Origin of the sequence: Vibrio sp. VGrn 2 (genome assembly GCF_009361695.1) — a bacterium.
Taxonomy (GTDB): Bacteria; Pseudomonadota; Gammaproteobacteria; order Enterobacterales; family Vibrionaceae; genus Vibrio; species Vibrio diabolicus.
This window is the reverse complement of sequence record NZ_RBWD01000016.1, coordinates 13,145-37,488: the sequence shown is the minus strand read 5'-3', so window position 1 is coordinate 37,488 and position 24,344 is coordinate 13,145. Positions and strand designations below refer to the sequence as shown.

Below are 24,344 nucleotides of genomic sequence, written 5' to 3'. Positions count from 1 at the left end.
TATGACAAAAGCAACGATTCTTTCCGTCACCAATCCTTCTGAGCGTGGCGACAAAAAACAGCTAGGTAATTTACCGGGCGCGGCTCTACCTCTCGCTATTGCTGAAATAGCCAAGCAGCATTCGAGTCACTCGCTACTCGTCGTGCCTGACCCGCAAATCGCTTTAAAGCTTCAAGCGGAGATTGAACAATTCACTGACCAAACAGTAAGCCTGTTCCCTGATTGGGAAACGCTGCCTTACGATAACTTTTCTCCGCATCAAGAAATCATCTCTGAACGTATCGCGCGCCTATACCAACTGCCAAGCCAACGTAATGGCATTACCATCGTGCCAGTCAGTACGGTGCTGCAGCGACAGTCGCCACGTGATTTTCTATTGCAACATACCTTAATGGTGAAAACCGGCGATCAACTCTCGCTTGAGAAACTACGTGTACAACTTGAAAATTCGGGCTACCGCCACGTAGACCAAGTATTTGGGCCAGGTGAATACGCGAGCCGTGGGTCTATTCTGGATCTCTTTCCTATGGGCAGCGATGACCCGTATCGCATCGACTTCTTTGATGATGAGATAGATACCATTCGCACGTTTGATCCAGAGAACCAACGCTCTATCGACGATATTCAGCAAATCCAATTGCTGCCTGCGCATGAGTTCCCAACCACTAAAGAAGCGATTGAGGATTTTCGTACACGTTGGCGCACCCAATTTGAAGCACGCCGAGAGCCAGAATCGATCTACATGCAAGTGACTAAAGGCACTTGGCCCGCTGGTATTGAGTATTGGCAACCGCTGTTTTTTGACCATACCGAGACTTTATTTGAATATTTGCCAGAAGACTCTCAAGTCATCACATATGGTGATATTGAATCTGCGGTCGATACTTTCTTAACCGATGTCGAATATCGGTACGACCAGAAAAAAATCGATCCGCTACGTCCTCTTTTGACTCCTGAACAACTTTGGCTGAAAAAAGACGAACTCTTCAGCCAACTAAAACAGCTCCCTATGGCTCAATTGAGCCTAGAGAAAGTGGTTAAGCGTGCTGGTCGTCAAAACCTACCAGTACAATCGTTAGCCGAGCTTGGCGTTCAGCAACAAAATAAAGAACCGCTTTCGCGTCTTCGTCAATTCAGTGAGCAATTCAGCGGCAAAATTGTTTTCTCGGTAGAGTCAGAAGGTCGTCGTGAAGCACTAACGGAACTGTTGCAAGGCATCAAAGTTCGCCCAGTCGTACATGGCTCACTGTACCAAGCTCTAGATTCGGGTGATCGCTTCAGTTTGATCTTAGGCGCTGCAGAGCATGGTTTCATTCACGAAGAGCTGAACTTCGCTCTGATCTGTGAAAGTGATCTACTTGGTGACCGCGTTATCCAGCGACGCCGCAAAGATAAAAAAGCAGTCAACAGTGACACCGTTATTCGCCACCTTGCGGAATTGAAACCCGGTCAACCCGTGGTTCATATTGATCACGGCATTGGCCGCTACATCGGTTTGCAAACACTTGAAGCTGGTGGCATGAAAACGGAATACGTAACCCTTGAGTATCAAAACGATGCCAAGCTCTACGTACCAGTTTCATCACTAAACCTTATTAGCCGTTATTCAGGCGGTGCTGAAGAAAGTGCACCACTGCATAAATTGGGTGGCGAGGCTTGGGCAAAAGCACGTCGTAAAGCGGCAGAAAAAGTGCGTGATGTCGCGGCTGAGTTGCTGGATGTTTACGCTAAACGAGAATTAAAACCGGGCTTCAAATTTGAGCTAGATCGTGGGCAATACGCAACGTTTAAAGCAACGTTCCCATTTGAAGAAACGGATGACCAAGCGATGGCCATCAATGCCGTCTTGTCAGACATGTGCCAAGCAAAAGCGATGGATCGCCTAGTGTGTGGTGACGTGGGCTTTGGGAAAACGGAAGTCGCTATGCGCGCAGCATTTGTCGCAACGGATAACAGTAAACAGGTCGCCGTACTCGTACCAACAACCTTACTTGCTCAGCAGCATTTCGAAAACTTCCGTGACCGTTTTGCCAACTTGCCAATCCGAGTTGAAGTACTGTCTCGTTTTAAATCGGCCAAAGAACAAAAAGTCATTTTGCAAGACGTTGCCGATGGTAAAGTCGATATTGTCGTTGGTACACATAAGCTGCTTTCGAGCGACATTAAATTCAAAGATTTAGGTTTGTTGATCGTTGATGAGGAACACCGCTTCGGGGTTCGTCAAAAAGAAAAAGTCAAAGCAATGCGTGCGGATGTGGACATTCTTACCCTCACCGCAACACCAATTCCACGTACCTTGAATATGGCCATGAGTGGCATGCGCGATCTGTCGATCATCGCGACACCTCCAGCGCGTCGTTTAGCCATCAAAACCTTTGTTCGTCAAAGAGAAGAATCTGTGGTCCGTGAGGCGGTACTGCGTGAAATCATGCGTGGTGGTCAGGTTTACTTCCTGCACAATCAGGTAGAGACTATCGAGAAAACCGCGGAAGACTTGCAAAAGCTGATTCCTGAAGCACGAATTACCGTGGCACATGGTCAAATGCGTGAGCGCGAACTGGAGCGCATCATGAATGATTTCTACCACCAGCGCTTCAATGTGTTGGTGTGTACAACGATCATCGAGACTGGTATCGACGTACCAACGGCGAATACCATTATTATGGATCGTGCAGACAACCTTGGTTTAGCGCAACTGCACCAATTGCGTGGCCGTGTTGGACGCTCTCATCATCAAGCCTATGCTTACTTATTAACGCCACATCCAAAAGCCATGACCAAAGATGCTATCAAGCGTCTTGATGCGATTGCTTCACTGGAAGACTTAGGCGCAGGCTTTACTCTAGCAACTCACGACTTGGAAATCCGTGGGGCTGGTGAACTGCTTGGTGACGAGCAAAGTGGGCAAATTCAATCGGTTGGTTTTACACTGTACATGGAAATGCTGGAACAAGCAGTCCAAGCATTGAAAGAAGGTAAAGAACCTTCTTTGGACGAGCTGCTTCGTGAACAAACTGAAGTTGAAATGCGAATCCCAGCGCTCTTGCCAGACGATTACATCCCAGATGTGAATACACGACTGTCGATGTACAAACGTATTGCGAGCGTTACGAGTGGTGAAGAACTCTCAGAGCTCAAAGTGGAACTTATCGATCGATTTGGACTGCTTCCAGACGCGACGAAGAACTTACTTGCTGTCTCAGAATTGAAAATTTCGGCTGGTAGCCTAAAAGCGAAAAAGATAGAAGCCCATGATAAAGGCGGATTTATCGAGTTTTACCCTGATGCTGACATAAATCCAGCGTATTTGGTTAAACTGCTGCAATCACAGCCGCAAAAATTTGCAATGGAAGGTCCAACTAAGTTCAAGTTTAGCGTACCATTGGCGGACCGACGTAAACGCATTCAGTTTGTTCAAGACTTACTGAATGATTTTAAACAGAATTTATTACCAACGAGCTAATAGTCGAATGAGAATACTGATCCCGTTATTGCTTCTATGTGTCTCAATGCCTTCTTGGGCACAGCGTCAATTTGATATTGAAGTGATCATTTTCAAGCGAGCAGTCGACGCTGAAAGCACCACTGAATCTTGGCCGAATCAACTGCCAAAAATCGATATGGAAAATGTCGGCAGCTTAGAGAGTGAATCATACCGTCGCTCTAAAGGCGTAACACTACTGCCACGCTCATCTTTCCGCCTGAATGCGCAAGAAGCAGCATTAAACAACCACGCTGGGTTTAAAGTGCTTAAACACGTAGCATGGCGTCAAGGTGACCGAGGCAAATCTAGCGCCCCAATTTTCCGTATTGTTGGTGGACGAGATTTCTCTGATTCTTATCACGCAGATGGTAGTCCAATCAATGGCAGTACTCAGACATTTTCCACTGACGGTTACAGTGAAGAGACAGTCAACGGTCCTTTGTATGAACTAGACGGTCGATTCCAAATTTACGTGCAGCATTATCTATTCGCTGAAACGACACTAGACCTGCGCGAGCCAAGTGTTAGAGAAGTGCGTTTTGAACCAACTTCAACCGAGCAATTGGCGGATGATTTAGGTGAGGTCGATGGTAATGTTCAAGTGGGTAACTTGGCGGAAATCTCCCCTACAATAACAGAAGAAAAGTTCCTCAAGAGCTACCGAATGGATCAAAAACGCCGTATGCGTAGTAGTGAGACTCATTACCTAGACAACCCATTGATGGGCATGATCATTCAAGTTCGTCGCGTTCGATAAGCACGAGTGATTCAACAAAGCGCAGCATTTGCTGCGCTTTGTTTTTATCTGTTATGTCCTCAGTTATTCCTAACCAACGCAGAGCAAGGAAAATAACTGCGTTACAGTATGAAATAGACAGTTTTCAAATTACTTACACTCAACATGGAAGTCGTATCAGTTCATGAGTCCAGATTTTGAAATCATTGCGCCCCGCTTAGCGCTCAAGCTCATCCCTTCTGAAGAAGCTCACTTACTACAACGTTTGCTTGCAGAATCCCCTTCCCTACACCAGTGGCTAGATTGGTGTAATCAAAACGTTACGTTGAAAGATGCACAGGACTTCCTGTTGGCAACCCGACTTAACTGGGTAAAAACAGAAGCTTTCGGTTTCGGTATCTATGAACGACAAAGTAACACTTTAGTAGGAATGGCCGCCGTAAACGAGTTATATCACACGTTTAATATGGCAAGTATTGGCTACTGGGTTGCTGACCGCTATCAACGACAGGGCTATGCTCAAGAAGCCGTTAGAGCCTTGGCTGAATTCTGCTTTGCAAAGCTGAGTTTAACTCGACTGGAAATTGTCTGTGACCCCGACAACGAAGCAAGCCAAACCTTAATTGAGTCAGTCGGTGCACAAAAAGAAACCATCGCCAGAAACCGGTTTATTTTTCATGGTAAGCCTAAGGATGGTGTTGTGTACTCACTTTTACCGGCAGATCTAACATAAATAAAAAGCCACCGACTTGCGGTGGCTTTTTATATTTCGAAGATACAGCATCCGCGCAATCCGCGTAGATGTGAATTTAGCGTCTTAGTGAAGCTTAAGGTTTGGACGCAGTACTCGGTTGATACGGCCCACAAGCATCATCAGTCCGGTTTTAAATACGCCGTGCAACGCCATCAGGTGCATTCGATATAACGAGATATAAACGACACGTGCAATACGGCCTTCTACCATCATCGACCCTTTGGTTAGGTTGCCCATCAAACTACCAACGGTAGAGAAACGGCTTAGAGACACCAATGAGCCGTGATCTTTATACACATAATCTTTCAGCTCGCGTCCGTTGATCTTCGCAACGATGTTGCTGAATGCTTGGCTTGCCATTTGGTGCGCAGCTTGCGCACGTGGTGGAACAAACGAACCATCAGCCTGAGTACATTGTGCTAAGTCACCAATAACGAAAATGTCATCATCACGCGTCGTTTGTAGTGTATTTTTCACTACCAGCTGGTTGATACGGTTCGTTTCTAAACCAGCGATATCTTTAATAAAATCTGGTGCTTTAATACCCGCAGCCCAAACCATGATTTGTGCCGGGATCTTCTCACCATCTTTCGTGGTGAGGCCATCTTTTTCAGCTTTAGTCACCATGGTTGCCGTGCGTACATTTACGCCCAACTTCACCAGCTCCTGATGAGCAGCAGAAGAAATACGTGGAGGTAACGCTGGTAAAATACGCTCACCTGCTTCAATCAGATTGACGTTCAACTTGCTAGAGTCAAGATCGCCAAAGCCGTAAGTGCGCAGCTCTTTAACAGCATTATGTAACTCAGCTGATAGTTCAACGCCAGTTGCACCAGCACCAACAATCGCGATATCCACCGTACCGTTACCGTTTTTCGCGTGCAGTTTTAGGAACTCATTGTTCATTTCTGTGCGGAAACGGTGCGCTTGTTCTGGACTGTCTAGGAAAATACAATTCTCACGAACGCCAGGAGTGTTGAAGTCGTTTGATGTTGAACCAATCGCCATGACCAGAATGTCGTATTCTAGCTCGCGGCTTGGCATCAGAAGCTCACCATGCTCATCTTTAAGCTCACTTAAGATGATCACTTTACGTTCGCGGTCGATGTCTTGAAGGCTACCCATTTGGAAGTCGAAGCTGTGGTTTTTTGCATGAGCTCGATAACTCAGAGCATCCACCCCTTCGTCCAAAGAGCCAGTTGCAACTTCATGCAATAATGGCTTCCACAAGTGGCTCGCTTTACGATCTACTAGCGTAATTTGCGCACGGTTCTTGCGACCTAGAGTTCGGCCAAGCTTAGTTGCCAACTCAAGACCACCAGCACCGCCGCCTACAACGATAATGCGTGTCACAATGATTTTCCTCTACAAAAATGAATATATGGGGTTCAGCTCGACACATGGTTCACAGACATGCTGTGCCATACATCCAACCGATGAATTCTTGGTTCTTAGAGGTGTCTCAATTTATTTGGATTAAAAACTGCTGCCTAATTTTATTCTTTATCTATCAATAACTTGTTAGGAATCAGCATATTTGTCTGGTACGCATACGACGCCAGAGATTTTTGGGCAAGTTTATTACTCGCTCTCAATTTTTTTTGATATTTATCAAATTATTTTAGTCTGGTTCATTATATAGAGACGTACTTTGAAGGCAACCAAAATCCGTGTGACGAGTACGGATTGACTACTTTTCGACTACTCTACAACAAGGTATTCGTGCCACATAGGATGGAAGTAAGAAAACGGTAAGGAGAACACAATATTCTAAGCGCTAAACCAAGAAAATGAGGCCTTTAAAGAGAAAGTGACTCGGCATACTCACAAGAGGGGGTCGCAGCAAAGCAGCCGATAAAAAATGCCGCTTTACTGTTCACACTCAAACACTCTTAAGTATTTTTAAATGCCTTCATCGCTTGTAAATGGTGAGAGATCTTTTTGAACTTGTGGGACTGCGTTTCGTCCCAAATGATTTGATAGTATTTTTCTAACTCAGCTGCAGTTTTCGCATTGTCATGCACTTCATCATCTTTGGATAAAATCACCAAGCAGTGCGCCTGATTTTTCGCTCGAAACTGATCAACACATTTTGTTGCGATATCTTCGTACTCTTCTGGGCGATCGATTCGACCAGCCATCGTTTTTTCTGGGTGCAAGTTCGGATTAAACATCACTTGTTTGATACCGCATAGAAAACCAATTCGTTCAGACCAATAACCACCTAAACCAACCCCACAGATTAACGGGTTTGGATCATCAGATTGATCGATAACTTTAGACACCTCTTTTAACAAGTGTTGCATGTCGTGCTTTGGGTGAAGGGTGCTGTAATTGATAAAACGAACGTCGTCGTCGATGAATTGCAGTTGAAGAACTTTTTCGTGGTTACCCGGGCTTGTACTGTCAAAGCCGTGTAAGTAAATAATCATGTGTACCTCTCCCTGTGTGTATCTGGTACTTTTATTAAAACTACCACTATTTCCTTACTGTTAAAGGGGAAAATATCACGAGTTCTCAAAACAGTGATCTTCCATACACAATGAGCCTTTCAACTCATACGCACTGTTTAAGTATTGCTCATCTCCCCACAATTTATAGGCCAGTAAATACCAAAGCATCGCCATCACTAGGGTTCTTGGCTGCCACGCCTTTACACCACTTAACCAAAGAGACACATCTTCGATACCTCGAATTTGGCAATACTGTTTCACCGCCTCTTCCACAGGCGCACCCGCGACTTGAATAGTCAAGGTCAAATCAAGCCTAGGGTCAGCAATACCAGCATATTCCCAATCAATGACTTTCACCCCACTCTCTCCCCGAACGAGGTTGTAACACCCCAGGTCAAAGTGACAAAGAGCGAGTGGAACCGCCGCTACACTCGGTTCCGTGCGCCACTTCATGTATAGAGCCTCAAATTCCGTATCCGCATACTGACCGTCAAGCTCAAGCCAATAATGATCGATGCGAGAAATATAAGAAAATGGAACCAAAGGGAGCGCGCTGATCGGGTGCTGATGAATGGTCGCCGCAATGGATAATAAATCTCTTACTGGTAGCCCTACATCCGAAAGTGCTTGCCCTTCGATCCATTCCACCAGTAAACCTTGCTCGTGGATAAACACTGGCTTAGGACCAATTTCTAATGAAGAGATAGCATTCAGAACTTGATATTCATTGTGGCGAGAAATTGAAAAAGCCTTGCAAACATTACTGGTCGGTCGCCAGATGTGTACAAGGCCTTGAGAGGATTCCAACCGCCAACAACGGTTGGTTAGCCCCCCGGTAACGGTTTGAACTTTTACCGGAGGCTCAGTAAAGAAGCCATCGAGAGCATTAAGACTCGGATCTAACTGTTTTGCTTGTTGCCAAGAAAACCATGCCATTGATGACTTCTCCATCAGTATCGATTAAAGACCGAATAAGCTCTTCGATTGCGCTTTACGAATTTCCGTTTCATCCGCCCACTCAATCAAACCTGTTTCTAGGTCCATTAGGCGCATGGTCATCTTGTAGTATACATCTTTATCGCTACCTGCATTTTTGACGATGCTAGATAGGTTACCGTAAAGCATGTATTGCGCACCCACCATTTTACCAAATTGGATCGCTGTGCTTTGGTTAACCAGCTCATCCGTGTTTTGGAAGTTAAGCTGTTCACGCACAGACTCAACACGGTCCATATCAACAAAGCGGAACTTACCAGAGTTCAGCATCTTAGTAGAAATAGTGTCGGTAATGGATTCAGTGTCAATGTGTTCACTGGTCTTGTTCTTAATTCGCTCAACAAAAACGATAGGACGTTGATCACGAGTAATTGCTGCTACAGAACCCGACATCATCATGCTATCCACCATTTCAGCCGCGATTTTTTGTAAATCTGTTGAGCCAAAATCGATAGTTGTGGTTTCTGTTGCTTGCGCATCGCCGTAAGAGACTTTGTTAGAACAGCCACCCAAAATGACGGCAAGACCTAAAAGAGCAATAATACTTTTTTTCATGAGAGTTCCTTAGTTTTTCAATACCAGCGCATCGTTAGCGCGGCAGCTTCGGCAAAGCCGTTAAGATTAATTGTCTTGTGCTTCTCTAATTTGAACACGGAATTTGGTGCCATTTGGATTCACAGTAACTTCAGATAACGTGACTTGCTCAAACCCTCGCACAATCATTTTGCGCCATGGGCCAGGCTTGGTATTCACTTCTAAACCATTATTGTCATACCAATAGAAGCGGTAAAGAATGTGCTGGTCACCTTTATAGTTACTACTTAGTTGCACCACTCCACGTGGACGATCATCAACGTAAGTGGTGGTGATGTTGTCAACTAATAAGCGACTACCCAAAACGTTATCATTAAAAAATACTTTTTGCGTTTGACCATCAATTCGAATACCAGCCGTGTTTTCGGCGCATCCAACTAAACCAATAGCCATTGCTAAACAAATAAGCCATGCTTTCATTACAGTCTCCCTAGCTGTTTATGCCACACGGTTGAGTGTGTTCCCTGACGAGATACCCATACCAATGTAGTCTGCTGTGCAGGCACTTCAAACTGATAGGTTTGATCACCCAAGTTTAAACTTTGTGTTCCTGGTTTCACGACTTTTGATGCCGTTTTCACTTGCGCTGGTAATGTTTGCCAACTTCTCGTATCCGGCTGCTCGGTCAATGTGTTCCATACATTGAAAAGTATGTTACCCACATCATCGCCTTTTTTCGCCGCCTCTTTTCGGATTCGATCTTTTGCCCAAACGCGAAGCGCTTGACGGATCACCATTGTAGTCAGACGTTCATTAAGATCGTTTTGTGCCATCGCATTAACATCAGTCAGCGTGCTAGAAGGCAATACCTGACCATTTAAAACCACATCGCTAAAACGTTGAGCACCCCGATTCGGATAATAAGGAAGCGCCAACGAATAAATAGCCCCATTATCGCGACTGTCGTAAATCGGTAGATCAATACGCCAACCTTTCAAAGCCTCCACAACGCCTTGTTCATCAATAACGATGACTCGACCTTGAGACTGAGTTAACCCAGAAGGTGCTTTACCATACCGTTTCTCTAGCATGCGTAAGTCTTCACGCATGCCTAGTTTCTTAGCGGCGTACAACGTGCTTTCAACAACTTGTTTGTTGTCTGGCATCACAGCGAGTGCTCGTCGGTAATCAACATAAGCACTGTTTAAATCTCGTGACGCTTCATATAACAAGCCAGAAAGATAGAACAAATAGCCGTTTTGTACTGCGCTTAGTTTTTTACCAGCATCAGGGTAGCTCGCCAACACGCTGCCTAAATTGGCAGACATGCCTTGCTTTTTCAGGTCTTTTTCTGCTGCTTTTAGTTCTTTTTCACGCGCCTTTCTGGCCGCTTCCTGAACTTGATTGGCTCGACGCACTTCAACAAGCGCCCCTTCCAAATCGTTTTTCTGTAAATAGTTTAGCCCGAGATAAAGGTGCAGAAAGCCAAGTTCATAATCGGCGGGATGATAATCTTGGAGATTGTCGTTCACTGCGAGAGAGCCGACGCTCGTTGCCGTTTCTGACACAGAAATAGTCGCGCGATCTTGCTGAACACGAACGGCACGATCACCATTTTCCAGCGCTTTCAAACTTGTCGGGTAATCTTCAGCAAGAAAAGAAATACGGCCCTTTTCAAAGTTGCCAAGTATCTCGCCACCCACTTCGCTCGATTGAAGTTGTTTCGCTTTCGCATATTCCCCGGCAACAACGGCTTGATAAACTTCTTGATTCTGGTTGCTGTAGTGACTAAACAGATTGCCCGCAGACAAATTCGCGCAGCCAGAGGCCATTAAAGCCCAGCTCATCAGCCCTAACAGCTTTACACCTAGTTTCACATTTATCTCCACAAATGTGTCATTCGACAGGAAAAAGAAGTGGGTGAACTGCGCCACCCACTTTTTAAAGCTTAGCTCAATACCATTGGACCTAGAGGACGACCGCCTAATAGGTGCATGTGAATATGGTAAACCTCTTGGCCACCGTGCGGGTTACAATTAACGATCAGGCGATAGCCGTCTTCCGCAATGCCTTCCTCTTTCGCCAGTTTTTTAGCAACAGTGAACAAACGCCCCATCATTGCTTCATCTTCAGCTTCAACATCATTCGTTGTTGGGATCAATTTATTCGGAATAATGAGAATATGGCTCGGTGTGCGCGGGTTAATATCGCGAAACGCAGTCACCAACTCATCTTGATAAAGAATATCGGCAGGGATTTCCTTACGAATAATTTTACTAAAGATCGTTTCTTCCGCCATGAGGACTCCATTTTATAAAGGTAATTAGACCCCAATTAGTATGCGCCAACCAAAAGCGGAGCTCAATAAAAACAGTGTTCACTTAACATTATTAATCAAACGCTAATTAACGAAGCTTTTTTTGTCGTGTGCGTCATAAAATGCGCGTCACAAACTCAATACAATCCAATGAATTTTGTTACTTTTTTAAGACAATTATTATTTTTATACCCAAGTAAGCTCAAAATTCTTGGGTAGCTTGTCTATTTTGGGAGAGGAAGCTCACTTATGCGAGGTTCAGTTATTAAAAGGATGTATGCGGGCTTTGCTCTGATCATCATCCTATTTGCCGTCACAATTGCCATTATGATGGGAGGAATGAGTGATATTCACGGGAAGTTTGGCACCGTGTCTAAATCATCTCTACCACTGGTATCGTTATCTAACCAAACCAGTGTTGAACTGCTTTCTGCCGACAAATCGTTTAAAGATTTTCTGACGACAGAGAATAAACAACGCATGGATGAAATGCGTCAGGAATTTGCTAGATCTCAACAACGTTTCGAATCCACTTTGGCTCAATTGGAAACTGCAAGCCAAATCTATCCTTCCCTTGCCGAACCGTTTTCACAGTTAAAAACGTTAGAGCAGAGCTATTTTACTGAAGCTCTTGAAGCCATGGACAACTACGAAGCAATGTTCGCTGCGCAAGAAAAAGTGCAAAAATCGTCACGTCGCTTCCAAAAGCTGAATACCGAGTTGTCGGTCGGCCTTAAAGAATATGTGGCAGATCAAACCAGCATTTCTGTCAAAGTCATGGCGAAGAGTTACTTCATTAAGCTAAAAGATGCCGAAGTTATAACCTCTGATGCCCTCGCCAGCTCTGATCCTGAGTTTGTTACGCAAGCCGTGACCAAAAACCGCAAAGCAGTGACTCATTTGAACTATGCTTTCCGTGGTTTAGTTACTCAATTACCTGAACTAAAAACAGCATTTGGTGAGTCGGTAGAACAATTCACACGCGACGTGGGAATGCGTGGAGGGGTCTTAGACCAGCACAATAATTACCTCAATGCTCGTGCAGCGCTATACAACAACATCGCCAACCTAGCGAATAAAGTTGATTCAACCATGGCGATTCTTGAGCAATTTACGACAACCGCAACGGATAAACTTAATGAATCGTTAGCAGACGCTGGTGACATTTATTCTGCGGGTGTGACAAAAGCCATCATCATTGGCGTTGTTGTCGTGTTACTTGCCACAGCGATTGGCTACCACATCGCGCATAGCGTTCGCGAACCATTGACTCGTATTCTAAAAGTGCTTGAAAGCCTGACTGAAGGTGACATGACACAACGTATCGATATTCGCTATAACAACGAGTTCAGCCGAGTGAGTGGACACATTAACTCACTAGCCGACAGTCTTCACGAGATCTTAGTGAAACTCAACGAAGCGTCAGAGAACCTATCTTCGACCGCAGCAACAAACGAAAGCACGTCTTCGCAAGCGCAAAGCAAATTAAGCTCACAACGCGAGCAAACAGCAAACGTTGCGACCGCAATGACGGAAATGTCTCACTCAGTGCAAGAAGTCGCTCAAAGTGCACAAGGTTCACTAGAAATGGTGCAGCGTGTCGAATCTGCCTCTGAAGAAGGCAGAAATGTCATGAGCAGCAATATCTCGACCATAAATCAACTGGAAACGCGTTTGAACGAATCCGTTTCCGCTGTCTCTGAACTGCAAAAAATGAGTGGTCAAATTGGTTCTATCCTCGATGTGATTCGCAACATTGCTGAACAAACTAACCTATTGGCATTGAATGCAGCAATTGAAGCGGCTCGCGCTGGCGAACAAGGTCGCGGCTTTGCGGTAGTGGCCGATGAGGTGCGTGTGCTTGCATCCAGAACCACTCAGTCCACCACTGAAATTGAATCGATGATCAGTAATCTGCAATCCAGCTCTCAGTCAGCAAATCAAGTAATACAAAGCTGTATGAGCGATATGGAGATGTCTGTTGAGCAAGCATCAAAAGCGAACAGCTCAATGGAAGAGATTCAAGCGCTAATCATCGAAATCAGCCAAATGAGTACGCATATTTCGCAAGCGGCAGCAGAGCAAAGTGAAACCTCAGCAGACATTGCACGCAGTATTGAAGATATCAATAGTATCGCCGATGAAAGCTTCCAAGCTATGTCGAGCATCGCACAGACCAGTGAATCCCTGACTCACTTGGCTCATCAACAGAATGAATTGGTTCACCGCTTTAAGTTATAAATAATTTATAAATTTGAGCATTAATCAGTGCAATCAACTGTATAAGGGCGACTTTTTGTTAAGTCGCCCTTGTTTTTTATCAGCCATGTCTACATATGATTAATATGGCCAGCTCATCCCCTTGCACATCTCTTTTCGAGCGGCCTCATAAAAAGGAAAATCTATGGCTGTTCATGTTGGTATTATCGACCAAGACCCAGTGAGATTGGTCACTCCTCTATTAGATAATCGTACGCTAAGCACACATATCGTCTTCATCGGAGACAAGAGCCAGTTAGATATATTTGACCGACTGAGTGCCGTTTTAGAGCAACGAGACATTACTTCCGAATTTTTTGAAATCCCATCCGCCGTCAATACTTCGCTGATCAAACAAGCGATTCAAAAACTGGCAAAAGATCTCCATGAACGCGGCGAAGATGTAAAATTGAACGCCAGTTGCGGTCTTCGTCATCGCTTATTGTCTGTGTACGAGGTTTTCCGTACCTATCGCTGGCCAATTTTTGTGGTTGAGCCAAGTAGCGATAAGCTTTGCTGGTTATACCCAGATGGCAAAGAAGATACTCAAGTCGAAGACCACATTACGATTGCTGACTACCTCACTATCTTCGGCGCACGCGGCGAGTTCCACCACGTTGATTTACCTCCTCTTCTTGATAAAAAACTGTATGAACTTGGTGAACGCTGGGCCTCAAATGCGCTTGAGCTTGGTCCAGGCTTAGCGACTCTTAACTACCTTGCAACCACATGCCGCAAAGAGCAAAAACTTGATGTGGAGCTTTCTGAAAAGCAACAAGGCTACCGTGAGCTCAACATGCTGCTTTCGGACTTAGTGGAAGCGCAAATCGCCACTTATGAGAATGGCGTTCTAACGTTTGCTGATGAAGATGCACGCCGCTTTTCAAACGGTGAATGGTTAGAGACTCTGGTACACAGCACAGTCAAGCAAATTCAAGATACGATGCCGACGATTCAAGATCGCTCTTTGAATGTTCAGGTTTATCGCAAACTTGGTGAAAGTGAAGTACGCAATGAGTTGGATGTTGCAACAGTGGTAAACAACAAGCTCCACATCATTGAGTGTAAAACCAAAGGCATGCGAGATGACGGCGATGACACCTTGTACAAGCTAGAGTCCCTCAGAGATCTGCTAGGTGGTTTACAAGCACGTGCAATGCTGGTGAGCTTCCGACCGCTTCGTCACAATGACATTACTCGTGCAGAAGATTTGGGGCTAGCTCTGATTGGCCCTGATGAGCTTAAAGACTTAAGAACGCACCTAACGGCTTGGTTTAAAGACGCAGGTGGCTCGGACGAGATCTAGTATCAGCGATAAAAGCTAGAATTCAAAATGATCAAAAGCAGCGTTACAGGCTGCTTTTTTCATACCTAATTTTTAAGTGTGGGTTTAGATAGGTAGAAAAAAACCAGAGGCGTGCCTCTGGTTTTTCCGTTTGTTTAAAATGCCAATTATCGCGGCTTACAGCATTTTACGCGCTGCTTCTACTACCACCTTAATTGAACGAGCTTCCGTCTCTTTCAGAGTTGAATGATCTGGAATCTCTTTTTGTGTACGGTTGATGATTACACCCGCCACACAACCTGCTTTTAGACCAGAGCTCGCACACATTGTTAGCAATGTTGCAGACTCCATCTCAAAGTTAAGTACGCCCATGTCTTGCCATTCTTGCATAGAACCTTGGAAACGCTTAACAACGCGACCAGAGAACGTGTCGTAGCGCTCTTGACCTGGGTAGAACGTATCACTTGAAGCCGTCACGCCCATGTGAACCGCAGCGCCAGACTCTTCTACTGCCGCTTTCATTGCAGTTGCTACTTCAAAGTCAGCAACTGCTGGGAATTCCATTGGCGCAAAGTGCAGGCTCGCACCGTCAAGGCGAACTGACCCCGTTGTTACGATCATGTCACCTACGTTTACATGCGGTTGAATTGCGCCAGTTGTACCAACACGTAGGAAAGTACGAACACCAAGCTGCGCGAGTTCCTCAACTGCGATAGAGGTAGAAGGGCCACCAATACCTGTAGAACAAACCACAACAGGTTTACCGTCTAATTCGGCACGGTATAGCGTGTATTCACGGTGACTTGCTAGAAATACTGGGTTTTCCATTTGTTCTGCGATTTTTTGAACGCGCGCTGGATCACCAGGAATGATGGCTAGAGTCGCACCATTAAGATCAGCTTCAGTAACACCTAAATGAAATACAGCTTGAGACATAAGTCGCTCCTTATTGTGGCTTATTTTATGAACAATAAGCTCATTAATCAGTTATTGGGTACAAATGCACTGTAGCGAACCTTTCACCAACATAGAGTGATCACAATCACAATGAGAAAATGTAATGAAACTATAATTTCACCCAAAACAAGCAATGATCACACTTTTGGGGAGTTTGGCTCATTTTGTTGCATAGCGATGCGTGATTTCAAAAACAAACTAAAACATATTATTAGATTTAGTCGATACGGTTAAAAAAGCCCGAGACACAAATGCCTCGGGCTTTCTATTAGCTAGTTAGGTAGGTCACTTGGCCTGCTTGGACTCAAAACGGAGCAATCTCAACGCATTTAACGTAACCAGTGCAGTTGCACCGCTGTCGGCTAATACTGCCACCCATAGACCCGTAATGCCCAGTAAACTTGTCACCAAGAAAACGCCTTTCAAACCAAGCGCTAACGCAACATTCTGACGAATATTACTTAACGTCGCACGCGATAGTTCTATCATGGCAGGTAACTCAATCAGACGATTGTGCGTTAATGCCGCGTCGGCCGTTTCCAGCGCAACATCCGTACCGCCTCCCATCGCAATACCGATACTCGAAGCTTTCATCGCTGGCGCATCATTAATACCATCTCCCACCATTGCAACGGTGTGTTGCTGTGATAGTTTCTCGACGTAATGCACTTTATCTGCTGGTAATAAGCTTGCTTTATAATCCAAGCCTATTCTGGTCGCCATTGCTTCAGCACTTCTCGGGTTGTCACCGGTTAGCATCACCGACGTTATCCCAAGATCCTTCAACGTAGCGATAGCTTCTTGGGCATCTGGGCGCAATGTATCTTGCCATGCAATCACGCCAATGACCTCGTAATCATAACGCACAATGACAACCGTTTTACCTTGTTGTTCCAACGTCACCACTCGCTCTTCGGTTTCTTGAGAAAGTGGGAAATCGGCCTTAGAAGGCGTGACTACTTGGACTATTTTCCCATCGACGTAACCAGTGACACCAGAGCCCACTTGCGCGGTTTTATCTAGCGCTTCAGGAATAGGAAGCCCCTGCTGTTGCACTTTATTAACTAAAGAAACCGCGAGAGGATGGCTTGAGCCAACTTCGATTGAGGCTGTCAGGCTAAGTAACTTGTCTTCATCTACATCAAAAGCAAAGACGTCGGTCACCTGCGGCTTACCTTGCGTCAATGTACCGGTTTTATCAAATGCGACGGACTCAACCTTACCAAGCAACTCAAGCGCCGCACCACCTTTGATTAATGCCCCCCGCTTCGCCGCAGCCGCCAAGCCAGAAGTAATCGCTGCAGGCGTTGAAATAACCAACGCACACGGACAGGCGATCAGTAACAGGGCAAGTCCTCGATAAATCCACGTTTCCCATGGTTGAGCAAACAACAGTGGTGGCGTGACGATAACCATCAAGGACACCAACATCATCAGCGGCGTATACCAACGGCTGAATTTATCCAGAAAACGTTCTAATGGTGCCTTACGAGATTCTGCGTCTTCAATCAAATGGAGAATTCGGTCAATCGCATTCTCGCCTTGACGAGAAGTCACCTGTAAACGAACGACTTTATCGACAACCACAGCCCCGGCCATCACTTTGCCACCCGTTTGGTGCTCAACGGGAACGGATTCTCCCGTTAACGCGCTTTCGTCAAAACTTGCAAGCGCATCTTGCAACACACCATCCGCTGGCAAACGACCACCGGGTGCAACTTCTATAATATCCCCCGGCTTAAGCTGAGCTGCAGGCACCTCTTTACGCTCACCATCAACAATTAAAATTGAATTTTCTGGGACTAAGTCCATTAGCGCTTGGACACCACTTCGAGCTCGGGATGATGCATATGCTTCTAACTTTTCACCAATAAGGAAAAGCAATAACACCATTGCCGCTTCAGCGGTTTCACCTAAATATAAAGCGCCGAGCGCTGCCACACTCATTAACGTTTCAATCGCAAAAGGCGTACCGCTACGCGCCAACTTGAACGCTTTAAGCGCAATTGGGTATAAACCCAGTAAACAGGTCAACGTGAATAACCAAGTACTTATTTGAGGGTCGATCTTAGAAATTATTGCCGCGACAACCATCGCACTAGCAATAGAGAGAATTTGAATGTTGTCTTTTACTACCCCACGCCAGCCCTTCGTTGCGGTATTTGGTTTTGGAGCATCGAGTGAAGAAAGCGGAAAACCTGTTTGTTGGGCTGTATGCTCTATCGTAGAGGTCAGCTCGCGATCGTCAAAATCGACAACCAGTTTTTCTGTTGCAAATAAGACTTTTGCTTGGCTAACACCTTCCAAAGACGTAATAGCCTTCTCAAGCTTTTGTGCACATGAAGGGCAATCCATACCTGACACAAGCCACGAGTTTCGAATTGAGGAATCATTCTCCCTTGAGGGCTCTTCTTCCTCACCAGGGTCGGCGCTACAGCTCCCTCCGCTGCAACATGAACTTTCGGACACTTCTACGCCAGCTTGAGAAATATTGAGTGAAGATTTCACTGGTGCGCAGCACGACTCGCTCGCGCCAAGCGGCACCGCAGTTTTGATTTTGCTAGATTGGCAACCTTGATGTTTCGTACACATAATTTATTTTCCTTATTGGTGTAGGCTCTTTGCCTATGACTAAGGATAAACCTTAGAGCTAGCTCCAAGGTCAAGGTGATTTTTTAAAAACTCATCGATTGAAAATAAAAAAGACGCCGAAGCGTCTTTCCAAATGACTTATTTAAAATCAAGCACCTATGATATTTGATCAAAAAGGTTAAACTGGATGCTTAAAACACTCATTTAAAGTCATCCCGATGGCGCGCAGCACATCTCGCCTAGTGATAACGCCAACCAATTTACCTTTGCCGTCAACCACTGGATACATTTTTGGCTTACCAATCTTCATCATGTCAGCCAACTCAATCACTGACATGTCTGGAGAAACAGATAAAACATCGTCATGCATACACTCTTGAACGGTATGCGTATCTTGGCAGTGATAACTCGCTTTCACCAATTTATCTAACAAGTCTTGCTCTGATAAGAATCCAACTACCTTTTCATTCTCATCAATGACGGGCCCACCTAATGTGACGCTTTGCATGACTTTATTCAAAGCAGCCGAAAGTGACATATCTTTAGTGAAGGTCACCGCTTGTAACGTCATGTAATCTTTTACTTTTAATGAATGCATTCTTATCTCCTTAAGGGCATTTTATTGCGGCCTTTAGATAAGTGTCGCCTAATTTCCTGAATTTACTAAATGGAAATGAGTAATTTTATTTATAGATGCAGCCTATTGATCTGAATCAAAATTAAGTCATCCTCGGCATTCACTGTTGTTTAATTGAGTACAACTTGCAAATGGGCTCATTTTTGACAGGTGGTAAATACAACAAAGCCAGTCAAATTGACTGGCTTCATTATTGGCGCATAGTTATATTAACAATGATGTCGACGCATGTTGTCTAAAATAATACCGGTTGCCATTGCGACATTCAGCGACTCAGCACCACCAAATGCCGGAATCGTGATCTTATTTGTCACAAGCTTCGCAGCGTCTTCACGTACGCCGTGGGACTCGCTGCCCATCAACAAAATACCTTCAGCAGCGAATTCCGTTTTATGAACGCTCTCCCCTTCCAGAAACGCGCCATAAACTGGCAAATTGGCTTCTTCTAAATAACTTGGCAAATCCACCAGACTCACTTGTACGCGGCCAAAACTGCCCATGGTCGCGCTGATCGTCTTAGGGTTGTACGGATCAGCACAATCTGTACTCGCAATAATGTGCTTGATGCCATACCAGTCTGCGACACGAATAATCGTTCCTAGATTACCTGGGTCAGATACGCCATCTAGCGCAATCATCAAGCCTTTTGCTTGAGGCACTTTTACACTCGGGATTTCAACCACGGCAATGGCCGCGTTATTGCTCACGAGTGTGCTCGCTTTGGTCAGGTCGTCAAGCGATGCTTCAATGCAATCAAAACCACTTAGCGCACTAGCGTTTTGTTCGAGAAATGCCTCGGTTGCGAAGACATGCTTCACCTTTAATGAACTACTTGCCAGCTCTAAAACGTTCTTTTCACCCTGAACTAGGAATAAGCCATGCGCTTTACGCTGTTTCTTTTGACCTAAAGCACGAAGCAGTTTTAATTGGTTTTTTGAAATCATTAAAGTATCCCAGGTGAAAATGGTTATTCGGCGAATGTACTCGAAACAATCTTCACGACAGTTCGGTATCAAGCGCGTGAGATTATAAATTATACCTAAATAACCTCAAGAAACTTGATTCATCAGAAGACTTTGAAGAGCAAACGCAGTAAAAGAGGGTTCAAAAACGAAAAAAGCCCTGCGATATACGCAGGGCTTTTAAAGGGTGGGACCCCAGCCACATCCCGGCACACAAGTCACCCGCTGCGGCTGCTTCCTTCCGGACCTGACCGAGTTCACGAGCTATTGTTGCGAGAGGACCAGAGCCCCATAATTCTTTTCGAGAGGACTTGCCTCAATCGATGGGGCGATTATTCAGTATCAGTCCTCATAATGCAAGAGCAAAAGCCTTGAATTTCGTCATTTCATTACCGTTTGGACAAAACTCGATCAATTCATTCCTCTATGATTGAGCCACGTAACGATGCGAAGAAGGATAGCGGCGTGTTGACTGCTTACTTGAATACATATCTTCATCAGCTAAATGCATGGCTTGCTCTAAGCTCATGTGCTGTTCTCTTTTTGCAGAGACACCGATAGAGATGCCCACAGACTCTAACTCACTACACAGTTTACCTTTTACATCAATTCTGCTGAGCTCTTTCATTGCCCTATTTAATTCTGCTTGAGTCGGGTAGCCCAACAAGATGAACTCATCTCCCCCTATGCGGTAACTTTTCCCTGACCATACATAATGAATTTTTAGCGCCAATAATTGCAACACCTCATCACCAGCACGGTGACCGTACGTATCATTGATTCGTTTGAAGTGGTTAATATCCAAGTAAAGTATGGATAGATCTTTGTTTACGCCTTTTCGATGTTTTACTTGCAACGCGCGGCGATTTCTTAACCCCGTTAAATTGTCGGTATTCGATTGACGGTAAAGATAAAGCGAAACGCAAATCGCAAACAACAATACAAAGACAAACACAGCCTGCGTTTGCGTCGCCAGCCGAACCTCATATTCAAGCGCGGTACGCCAATCTGGGCGCAGGTCGTACTGGGCAATGATCTTATCAACTTCCAACATCGCTATCGCTCGACTGAAAAAAGGAGCAAGCATGGCACCTTTCTCGTTCGCCACCAATCCAACAGAAAGTTGTGACTGGTAAAACTCACCAATCGCCGTGTCCTGCTCTATCGGAACCAACTCGCTCAGACGTAAAAAGTGGTTGAGCATCGCGGTATCCATCGGAATGTAATCGACCTCTTCATTCAATAAACCCTGAATGAGTTCTTGTTGGGTACGATAACGTTTCAGCTCTTTTAGCGGTAAAAGTTGTGTCATCATTTGGTCGAAAAAGTCGTCCTCAACCACACCAATCCGCTCAGAGATCAACTGTGACACATGAGAGTAAGTGTTCGGCTTGTAACCTAAACGCTTGACCATAACGGATGCTGGTGAGTAATGGGGCTTGGGAAAGTAACTAAATTCATGTCGCTCGCGACTGACCGTTAACGGCGCTAAAATTTCAAAACTCCCCTGCATAAACTCATGGTACATGGAACCCCAGCTTTCATTTGGCTCACTAATGATCACGCAGTTTAATGCCAAGATCTCACAGCTTCTCAGGACGACATCTGCCGTCATCCCTTCGATACTGCCGTCTTCGTTGTAAACAACATATGGAAAGATAGATTCGAGCTTGATCCGTATAGGCTCACTAAAATCGAGAGGTAATAAGCGAATAGATTCTCGCAATGCCGCTCGCCTTAATTCAAATTGATATTGGGAGATCTCTTCACGAAGTTGCTTTTGCACTCCTTCCCCATGGATAAACGTAGCGAACGTATCCAACTCTTCGAGATGATGATCTTTTTTACTGATGATCGATACTGGCTTTATCGAAATCTGATCATTCAACATCTTAGCGTCAAAGCCCTCCAGCAGCATCGGCTTAAGCTGATTGATGGCATCGACTACGCCTTCAACAACGCCTGATCTCAGTAACGTTACCGCTTGCTCATGACCTTGATAAGAGACCTGTTTTAGCTCCGGGTAGTATTGTTTAAGTAATTCGGCATAAACCGTATCTTTAGGGACGCCAACTCGTGAAATGTCACTCAACGTCGAGTCTTTTAATCCAAAAAGGTAGGTATATTCGATATTAGTTGGACGGGAGTAACTAAAGCGTTGAGCACGCTCTTCTGTGTAAGTGATATTCGCAGCAAAGTCCGCTTCCCCATTCGCGACGGAATTTAGAATGGCATCAAAGCTGGAATAGTTCACATATTGAACGGTAAAGCCGAACTCTTTCGATGCAGCATTAAAAAGAACACGGGTGACGACATCATCCGCTTCTGTCGCAACTTTATAATGAGCAATTAAAAGTGATTCAGCTTTTACATTCAAACTCAGTAGGCAACAAGTAAAAAGCAACAGTGTTCGAGCAAAGGTAGTCATGACAAACTTATCTTAAATCAACCACTTATAATGTGGTTATTATTATTGGAAGTTTAGTAAATATGAAATGAAGAACATATACTAATCTTCATTTTGTTCCACAACCAATTCGATAGTCTGCCGCACGTGTCACTTTTTACCTGACGAAATACTCATAATTCTGCCTGTTCATCGCTGCTACGTAAGATATAGTCCGTCATCCAAGCCGTTCCTAACAAACAGATCCAAACAACAAAAACAGGGTTTGGTACATCTGTAGTCGGACTCACCACTAAGGCAGCAAAGCCAACAGTCGGTAATGTCCAGCACAATAGTTTACTCCAACGAATGGAGTGTTTAAGCTTCGCGAGGGTTTCCATTGAAGCCAGCATTCCTGTCACGCTCAATGCCACAAGAACGGCATATGGCAAGCCAGCAATCCATAATGGGAACAACAACAGCATCGGCCACCAGCTGTGCTTATTGGATGGGGTCCAATGTACAGCAGACCACCACATCGCCATGACCGCGACAGTTTGAACCACTGTAACCCAAGCGGATCCATCCAGCTTCCCACCTTGTTGCGTGACCATAATACCGACTTGTAGAGTAAGTACGATTAGGCCTGCGGTGAGCAGGACGCCCAACGAACTTCTACGAGAGAACACTACCATTAAAAGTGGAAAAAGGATCAAAATACCAATCGATAGCGCGATTGGCTGCATTGAGAGCGTAGCGCCAAAAGCCATCATTGCGCCCAGCAACACCAAGCCTGCAAACCCGCCTTGTGGCAAGATCCACAACGCCGGGATCATGAGTGCAAGAACGGGAATATCTCCCTCGCTCAAACTCATCGCTCGAACGCACACCACTGCGAGTAAAGTCGTAATGAAAAATTGAAGTGTCGATAAAATCATAGCGCCTCCTGGCTTCCCCACCTACTTGGTAACTCAACGGCAAAAACTGGGATTAAAAGTCGTTGAGAGGGTCTAGATTCAAGCTTAGCTTGTGTTTGTTTTATGCTTTTTAACGCTCATTAACATACGGCACGACTGAAGAGAAAATGTGATCAACAAAAGTCAATCGCGGGCAATATAAACGTTAAGAACCGTTAGCAATATACAAGTCCGATGGTTTACCATTCCTTAGTAATCCACAATAGACACTTTTGAGTATGGACCAATTTTTAGCGCAAATCTTTGCTGTAATTCACCAAATTCCAAAAGGAAAAGTCTCCACCTACGGGGAAATCGCAAAAATGGCAGGTTACCCGGGCTACGCAAGACATGTTGGTAAGGCGCTTGGTAATTTGCCAGAGGACAGCAAACTCCCGTGGTTTAGAGTGATAAATAGTCAAGGAAAAATATCCTTAAAAGGCAGTAATTTAGAACGACAAACAAAGAAATTAGAAGCCGAAGGAATTGAAGTATCTGAGATTGGAAAAATTTCGCTAAGAAAATACAAATGGCAGCCTTAGGCTGCCATTTTTTGTTCGCTGAGTTTGATATTAACGCGTACCAACTAGACGAATATCCAACTGGTGAGTTTGTGCTTCATCTGTGATTACACCGTTATGCGTATCGCTGATAAAACGCAATTTACCATCCACTTCAATACGCGCACGGACGCTGTAACGATGGTTTGGTTTGATTTCATTGTTATCGTAGTTCAGTTCAAAAGAAAGAGGAACTTGTTTACCTTCCGTTTCGAATGTCTGCTTTGCTAGTACTTTTGCTGGCGCGTCAGCCAAAGACACATCTTCTAACGCGACGGTAACCACTGCGTTTGGCGGCAGAGCAATACGCTCACGGTAAGCCACTGTACCTGTAATCGTCTTCATTGACGCCTCTGCAGATTCCATTTCTGTATTTTGAGAAGTTTGGCAACCCACTAACGCAGCCCCAAAGAGTAAAGAAGTAACAAGCAGTAGTGTTTTTTTCATATCTTCCTCGAAAAGAGTATTAAACCGGA

Annotated in this window: 20 protein-coding genes and 1 other RNA gene; 6 read left to right on the top strand and 15 right to left on the bottom strand. The window is 44.9% G+C overall.

Features of this window, described 5'->3' with window-relative positions; genetic code table 11:
- The first annotated feature begins 1 nt into the window (after nt 1).
- From mfd to D8S93_RS20615, 3 genes are all read left to right on the top strand, one after another.
- Entirely contained in the window at nt 2-3,463 is a 3,462-nt protein-coding gene (mfd, locus tag D8S93_RS20625; protein ID WP_152815187.1) for a transcription-repair coupling factor, read from the top strand.
- 7 nt (nt 3,464-3,470) lie between these two features.
- Nucleotides 3,471-4,241 carry a peptidoglycan binding protein CsiV gene (locus D8S93_RS20620; RefSeq protein WP_074191059.1) on the top strand — a complete coding sequence of 257 codons (771 nt, stop codon included), beginning with the start codon at nt 3,471-3,473 and terminating at the stop codon, nt 4,239-4,241.
- 163 nt (nt 4,242-4,404) lie between these two features.
- Nucleotides 4,405-4,953 (top strand): GNAT family N-acetyltransferase, encoded by a 549-nt coding sequence (locus D8S93_RS20615; protein ID WP_048626173.1) that lies wholly within the window; start codon nt 4,405-4,407, stop codon nt 4,951-4,953.
- An 84-nt stretch (nt 4,954-5,037) separates the two neighbouring features.
- Here the strand turns inward: D8S93_RS20615 and D8S93_RS20610 are convergent, their stop codons facing one another.
- From D8S93_RS20610 to hinT, 7 genes are all read right to left on the bottom strand, one after another.
- On the bottom strand, nt 5,038-6,327 hold the full coding sequence (locus D8S93_RS20610) for an NAD(P)/FAD-dependent oxidoreductase (RefSeq protein ID WP_005390626.1): 1,290 nt from the start codon (nt 6,325-6,327) through the stop codon (nt 5,038-5,040).
- A 539-nt stretch (nt 6,328-6,866) separates the two neighbouring features.
- Nucleotides 6,867-7,406 (bottom strand): alpha/beta hydrolase YcfP, encoded by a 540-nt coding sequence (ycfP, locus tag D8S93_RS20605; RefSeq protein ID WP_012842003.1) that lies wholly within the window; start codon nt 7,404-7,406, stop codon nt 6,867-6,869.
- A 75-nt stretch (nt 7,407-7,481) separates the two neighbouring features.
- Nucleotides 7,482-8,363, bottom strand: a complete 882-nt coding sequence (gene thiK, locus D8S93_RS20600; protein WP_152815184.1) for a thiamine kinase — start codon at nt 8,361-8,363, stop codon at nt 7,482-7,484.
- A 24-nt stretch (nt 8,364-8,387) separates the two neighbouring features.
- Nucleotides 8,388-8,978, bottom strand: coding sequence for a penicillin-binding protein activator LpoB (lpoB, locus tag D8S93_RS20595; protein WP_005378467.1), 591 nt, complete (start codon nt 8,976-8,978; stop codon nt 8,388-8,390).
- A 66-nt stretch (nt 8,979-9,044) separates the two neighbouring features.
- A complete protein-coding gene (locus tag D8S93_RS20590; protein WP_005390620.1) occupies nt 9,045-9,437 on the bottom strand; it encodes a YcfL family protein in 393 nt (130 codons plus the stop codon).
- Nucleotides 9,437-10,834, bottom strand: a complete 1,398-nt coding sequence (locus tag D8S93_RS20585; RefSeq protein ID WP_048626171.1) for a COG3014 family protein — start codon at nt 10,832-10,834, stop codon at nt 9,437-9,439. Before D8S93_RS20585 ends, D8S93_RS20590 begins: the two co-directional genes overlap by 1 nt.
- Nucleotides 10,835-10,905: 71 nt before the next feature.
- Nucleotides 10,906-11,256 (bottom strand): purine nucleoside phosphoramidase, encoded by a 351-nt coding sequence (gene hinT / locus D8S93_RS20580; protein ID WP_005390611.1) that lies wholly within the window; start codon nt 11,254-11,256, stop codon nt 10,906-10,908.
- A 267-nt stretch (nt 11,257-11,523) separates the two neighbouring features.
- On the opposite strand from hinT, the gene D8S93_RS20575 reads away from it, so the two are divergent.
- The gene (locus D8S93_RS20575) at nt 11,524-13,515 is read left to right on the top strand and encodes a methyl-accepting chemotaxis protein (RefSeq protein ID WP_005390610.1); all 1,992 of its coding nucleotides are present in this window, start codon (nt 11,524-11,526) and stop codon (nt 13,513-13,515) included.
- Nucleotides 13,516-13,678: 163 nt separating this feature from the next.
- The gene (locus D8S93_RS20570) at nt 13,679-14,839 is read left to right on the top strand and encodes a DUF1887 family protein (RefSeq protein ID WP_005390608.1); all 1,161 of its coding nucleotides are present in this window, start codon (nt 13,679-13,681) and stop codon (nt 14,837-14,839) included.
- A 156-nt stretch (nt 14,840-14,995) separates the two neighbouring features.
- Here D8S93_RS20570 and udp read toward each other — a convergent pair whose 3' ends face one another.
- The 7 genes from udp to D8S93_RS20535 all read right to left on the bottom strand — a co-directional run bounded on the left by udp (nt 14,996) and on the right by D8S93_RS20535 (nt 23,290).
- On the bottom strand, nt 14,996-15,754 hold the full coding sequence (gene udp, locus D8S93_RS20565; RefSeq protein ID WP_012842006.1) for a uridine phosphorylase: 759 nt from the start codon (nt 15,752-15,754) through the stop codon (nt 14,996-14,998).
- A 306-nt stretch (nt 15,755-16,060) separates the two neighbouring features.
- Nucleotides 16,061-18,367: a zinc/cadmium/mercury/lead-transporting ATPase gene (locus D8S93_RS20560; RefSeq protein ID WP_152815181.1), complete on the bottom strand. Its 2,307-nt coding sequence runs from the start codon at nt 18,365-18,367 to the stop codon at nt 16,061-16,063.
- A 178-nt stretch (nt 18,368-18,545) separates the two neighbouring features.
- Nucleotides 18,546-18,965 carry a CBS domain-containing protein gene (locus D8S93_RS20555; RefSeq protein ID WP_005390603.1) on the bottom strand — a complete coding sequence of 140 codons (420 nt, stop codon included), beginning with the start codon at nt 18,963-18,965 and terminating at the stop codon, nt 18,546-18,548.
- Nucleotides 18,966-19,213: 248 nt separating this feature from the next.
- Nucleotides 19,214-19,948 carry an RNA methyltransferase gene (locus tag D8S93_RS20550; RefSeq protein ID WP_048626169.1) on the bottom strand — a complete coding sequence of 245 codons (735 nt, stop codon included), beginning with the start codon at nt 19,946-19,948 and terminating at the stop codon, nt 19,214-19,216.
- Nucleotides 19,949-20,156: 208 nt separating this feature from the next.
- An RNA gene (gene ffs / locus D8S93_RS20545) (signal recognition particle sRNA small type) lies at nt 20,157-20,253 on the bottom strand.
- A 137-nt stretch (nt 20,254-20,390) separates the two neighbouring features.
- A complete protein-coding gene (locus D8S93_RS20540) occupies nt 20,391-22,394 on the bottom strand; it encodes a GGDEF domain-containing protein (protein WP_152815178.1) in 2,004 nt (667 codons plus the stop codon).
- A 152-nt stretch (nt 22,395-22,546) separates the two neighbouring features.
- Nucleotides 22,547-23,290, bottom strand: a complete 744-nt coding sequence (locus D8S93_RS20535) for a hypothetical protein (protein WP_046874702.1) — start codon at nt 23,288-23,290, stop codon at nt 22,547-22,549.
- Nucleotides 23,291-23,547: 257 nt separating this feature from the next.
- Between D8S93_RS20535 and D8S93_RS20530 the strand changes: the two genes are divergently transcribed.
- Nucleotides 23,548-23,850 (top strand): DNA base-flipping protein, encoded by a 303-nt coding sequence (locus D8S93_RS20530; protein WP_005390592.1) that lies wholly within the window; start codon nt 23,548-23,550, stop codon nt 23,848-23,850.
- Nucleotides 23,851-23,880: 30 nt separating this feature from the next.
- Here D8S93_RS20530 and D8S93_RS20525 read toward each other — a convergent pair whose 3' ends face one another.
- On the bottom strand, nt 23,881-24,315 hold the full coding sequence (locus D8S93_RS20525) for a YbaY family lipoprotein (RefSeq protein ID WP_012842007.1): 435 nt from the start codon (nt 24,313-24,315) through the stop codon (nt 23,881-23,883).
- Nucleotides 24,316-24,344 lie beyond the last annotated feature (29 nt).

Coding starts and splice junctions, on each gene's coding strand:
- mfd (WP_152815187.1), top strand. CDS start 2: ATGACAAAAGCAACGATTCTTTCCGTCACCAATCCTTCTGAGCGTGGC.
- D8S93_RS20620 (WP_074191059.1), top strand. CDS start 3,471: ATGAGAATACTGATCCCGTTATTGCTTCTATGTGTCTCAATGCCTTCT.
- D8S93_RS20615 (WP_048626173.1), top strand. CDS start 4,405: ATGAGTCCAGATTTTGAAATCATTGCGCCCCGCTTAGCGCTCAAGCTC.
- ycfP (WP_012842003.1), bottom strand. CDS start 7,406: ATGATTATTTACTTACACGGCTTTGACAGTACAAGCCCGGGTAACCAC.
- thiK (WP_152815184.1), bottom strand. CDS start 8,363: ATGGCATGGTTTTCTTGGCAACAAGCAAAACAGTTAGATCCGAGTCTT.
- lpoB (WP_005378467.1), bottom strand. CDS start 8,978: ATGAAAAAAAGTATTATTGCTCTTTTAGGTCTTGCCGTCATTTTGGGT.
- D8S93_RS20590 (WP_005390620.1), bottom strand. CDS start 9,437: ATGAAAGCATGGCTTATTTGTTTAGCAATGGCTATTGGTTTAGTTGGA.
- hinT (WP_005390611.1), bottom strand. CDS start 11,256: ATGGCGGAAGAAACGATCTTTAGTAAAATTATTCGTAAGGAAATCCCT.
- D8S93_RS20575 (WP_005390610.1), top strand. CDS start 11,524: ATGCGAGGTTCAGTTATTAAAAGGATGTATGCGGGCTTTGCTCTGATC.
- D8S93_RS20570 (WP_005390608.1), top strand. CDS start 13,679: ATGGCTGTTCATGTTGGTATTATCGACCAAGACCCAGTGAGATTGGTC.
- udp (WP_012842006.1), bottom strand. CDS start 15,754: ATGTCTCAAGCTGTATTTCATTTAGGTGTTACTGAAGCTGATCTTAAT.
- D8S93_RS20560 (WP_152815181.1), bottom strand. CDS start 18,367: ATGTGTACGAAACATCAAGGTTGCCAATCTAGCAAAATCAAAACTGCG.
- D8S93_RS20555 (WP_005390603.1), bottom strand. CDS start 18,965: ATGCATTCATTAAAAGTAAAAGATTACATGACGTTACAAGCGGTGACC.
- D8S93_RS20550 (WP_048626169.1), bottom strand. CDS start 19,948: ATGATTTCAAAAAACCAATTAAAACTGCTTCGTGCTTTAGGTCAAAAG.
- D8S93_RS20540 (WP_152815178.1), bottom strand. CDS start 22,394: ATGACTACCTTTGCTCGAACACTGTTGCTTTTTACTTGTTGCCTACTG.
- D8S93_RS20535 (WP_046874702.1), bottom strand. CDS start 23,290: ATGATTTTATCGACACTTCAATTTTTCATTACGACTTTACTCGCAGTG.
- D8S93_RS20530 (WP_005390592.1), top strand. CDS start 23,548: ATGGACCAATTTTTAGCGCAAATCTTTGCTGTAATTCACCAAATTCCA.
- D8S93_RS20525 (WP_012842007.1), bottom strand. CDS start 24,315: ATGAAAAAAACACTACTGCTTGTTACTTCTTTACTCTTTGGGGCTGCG.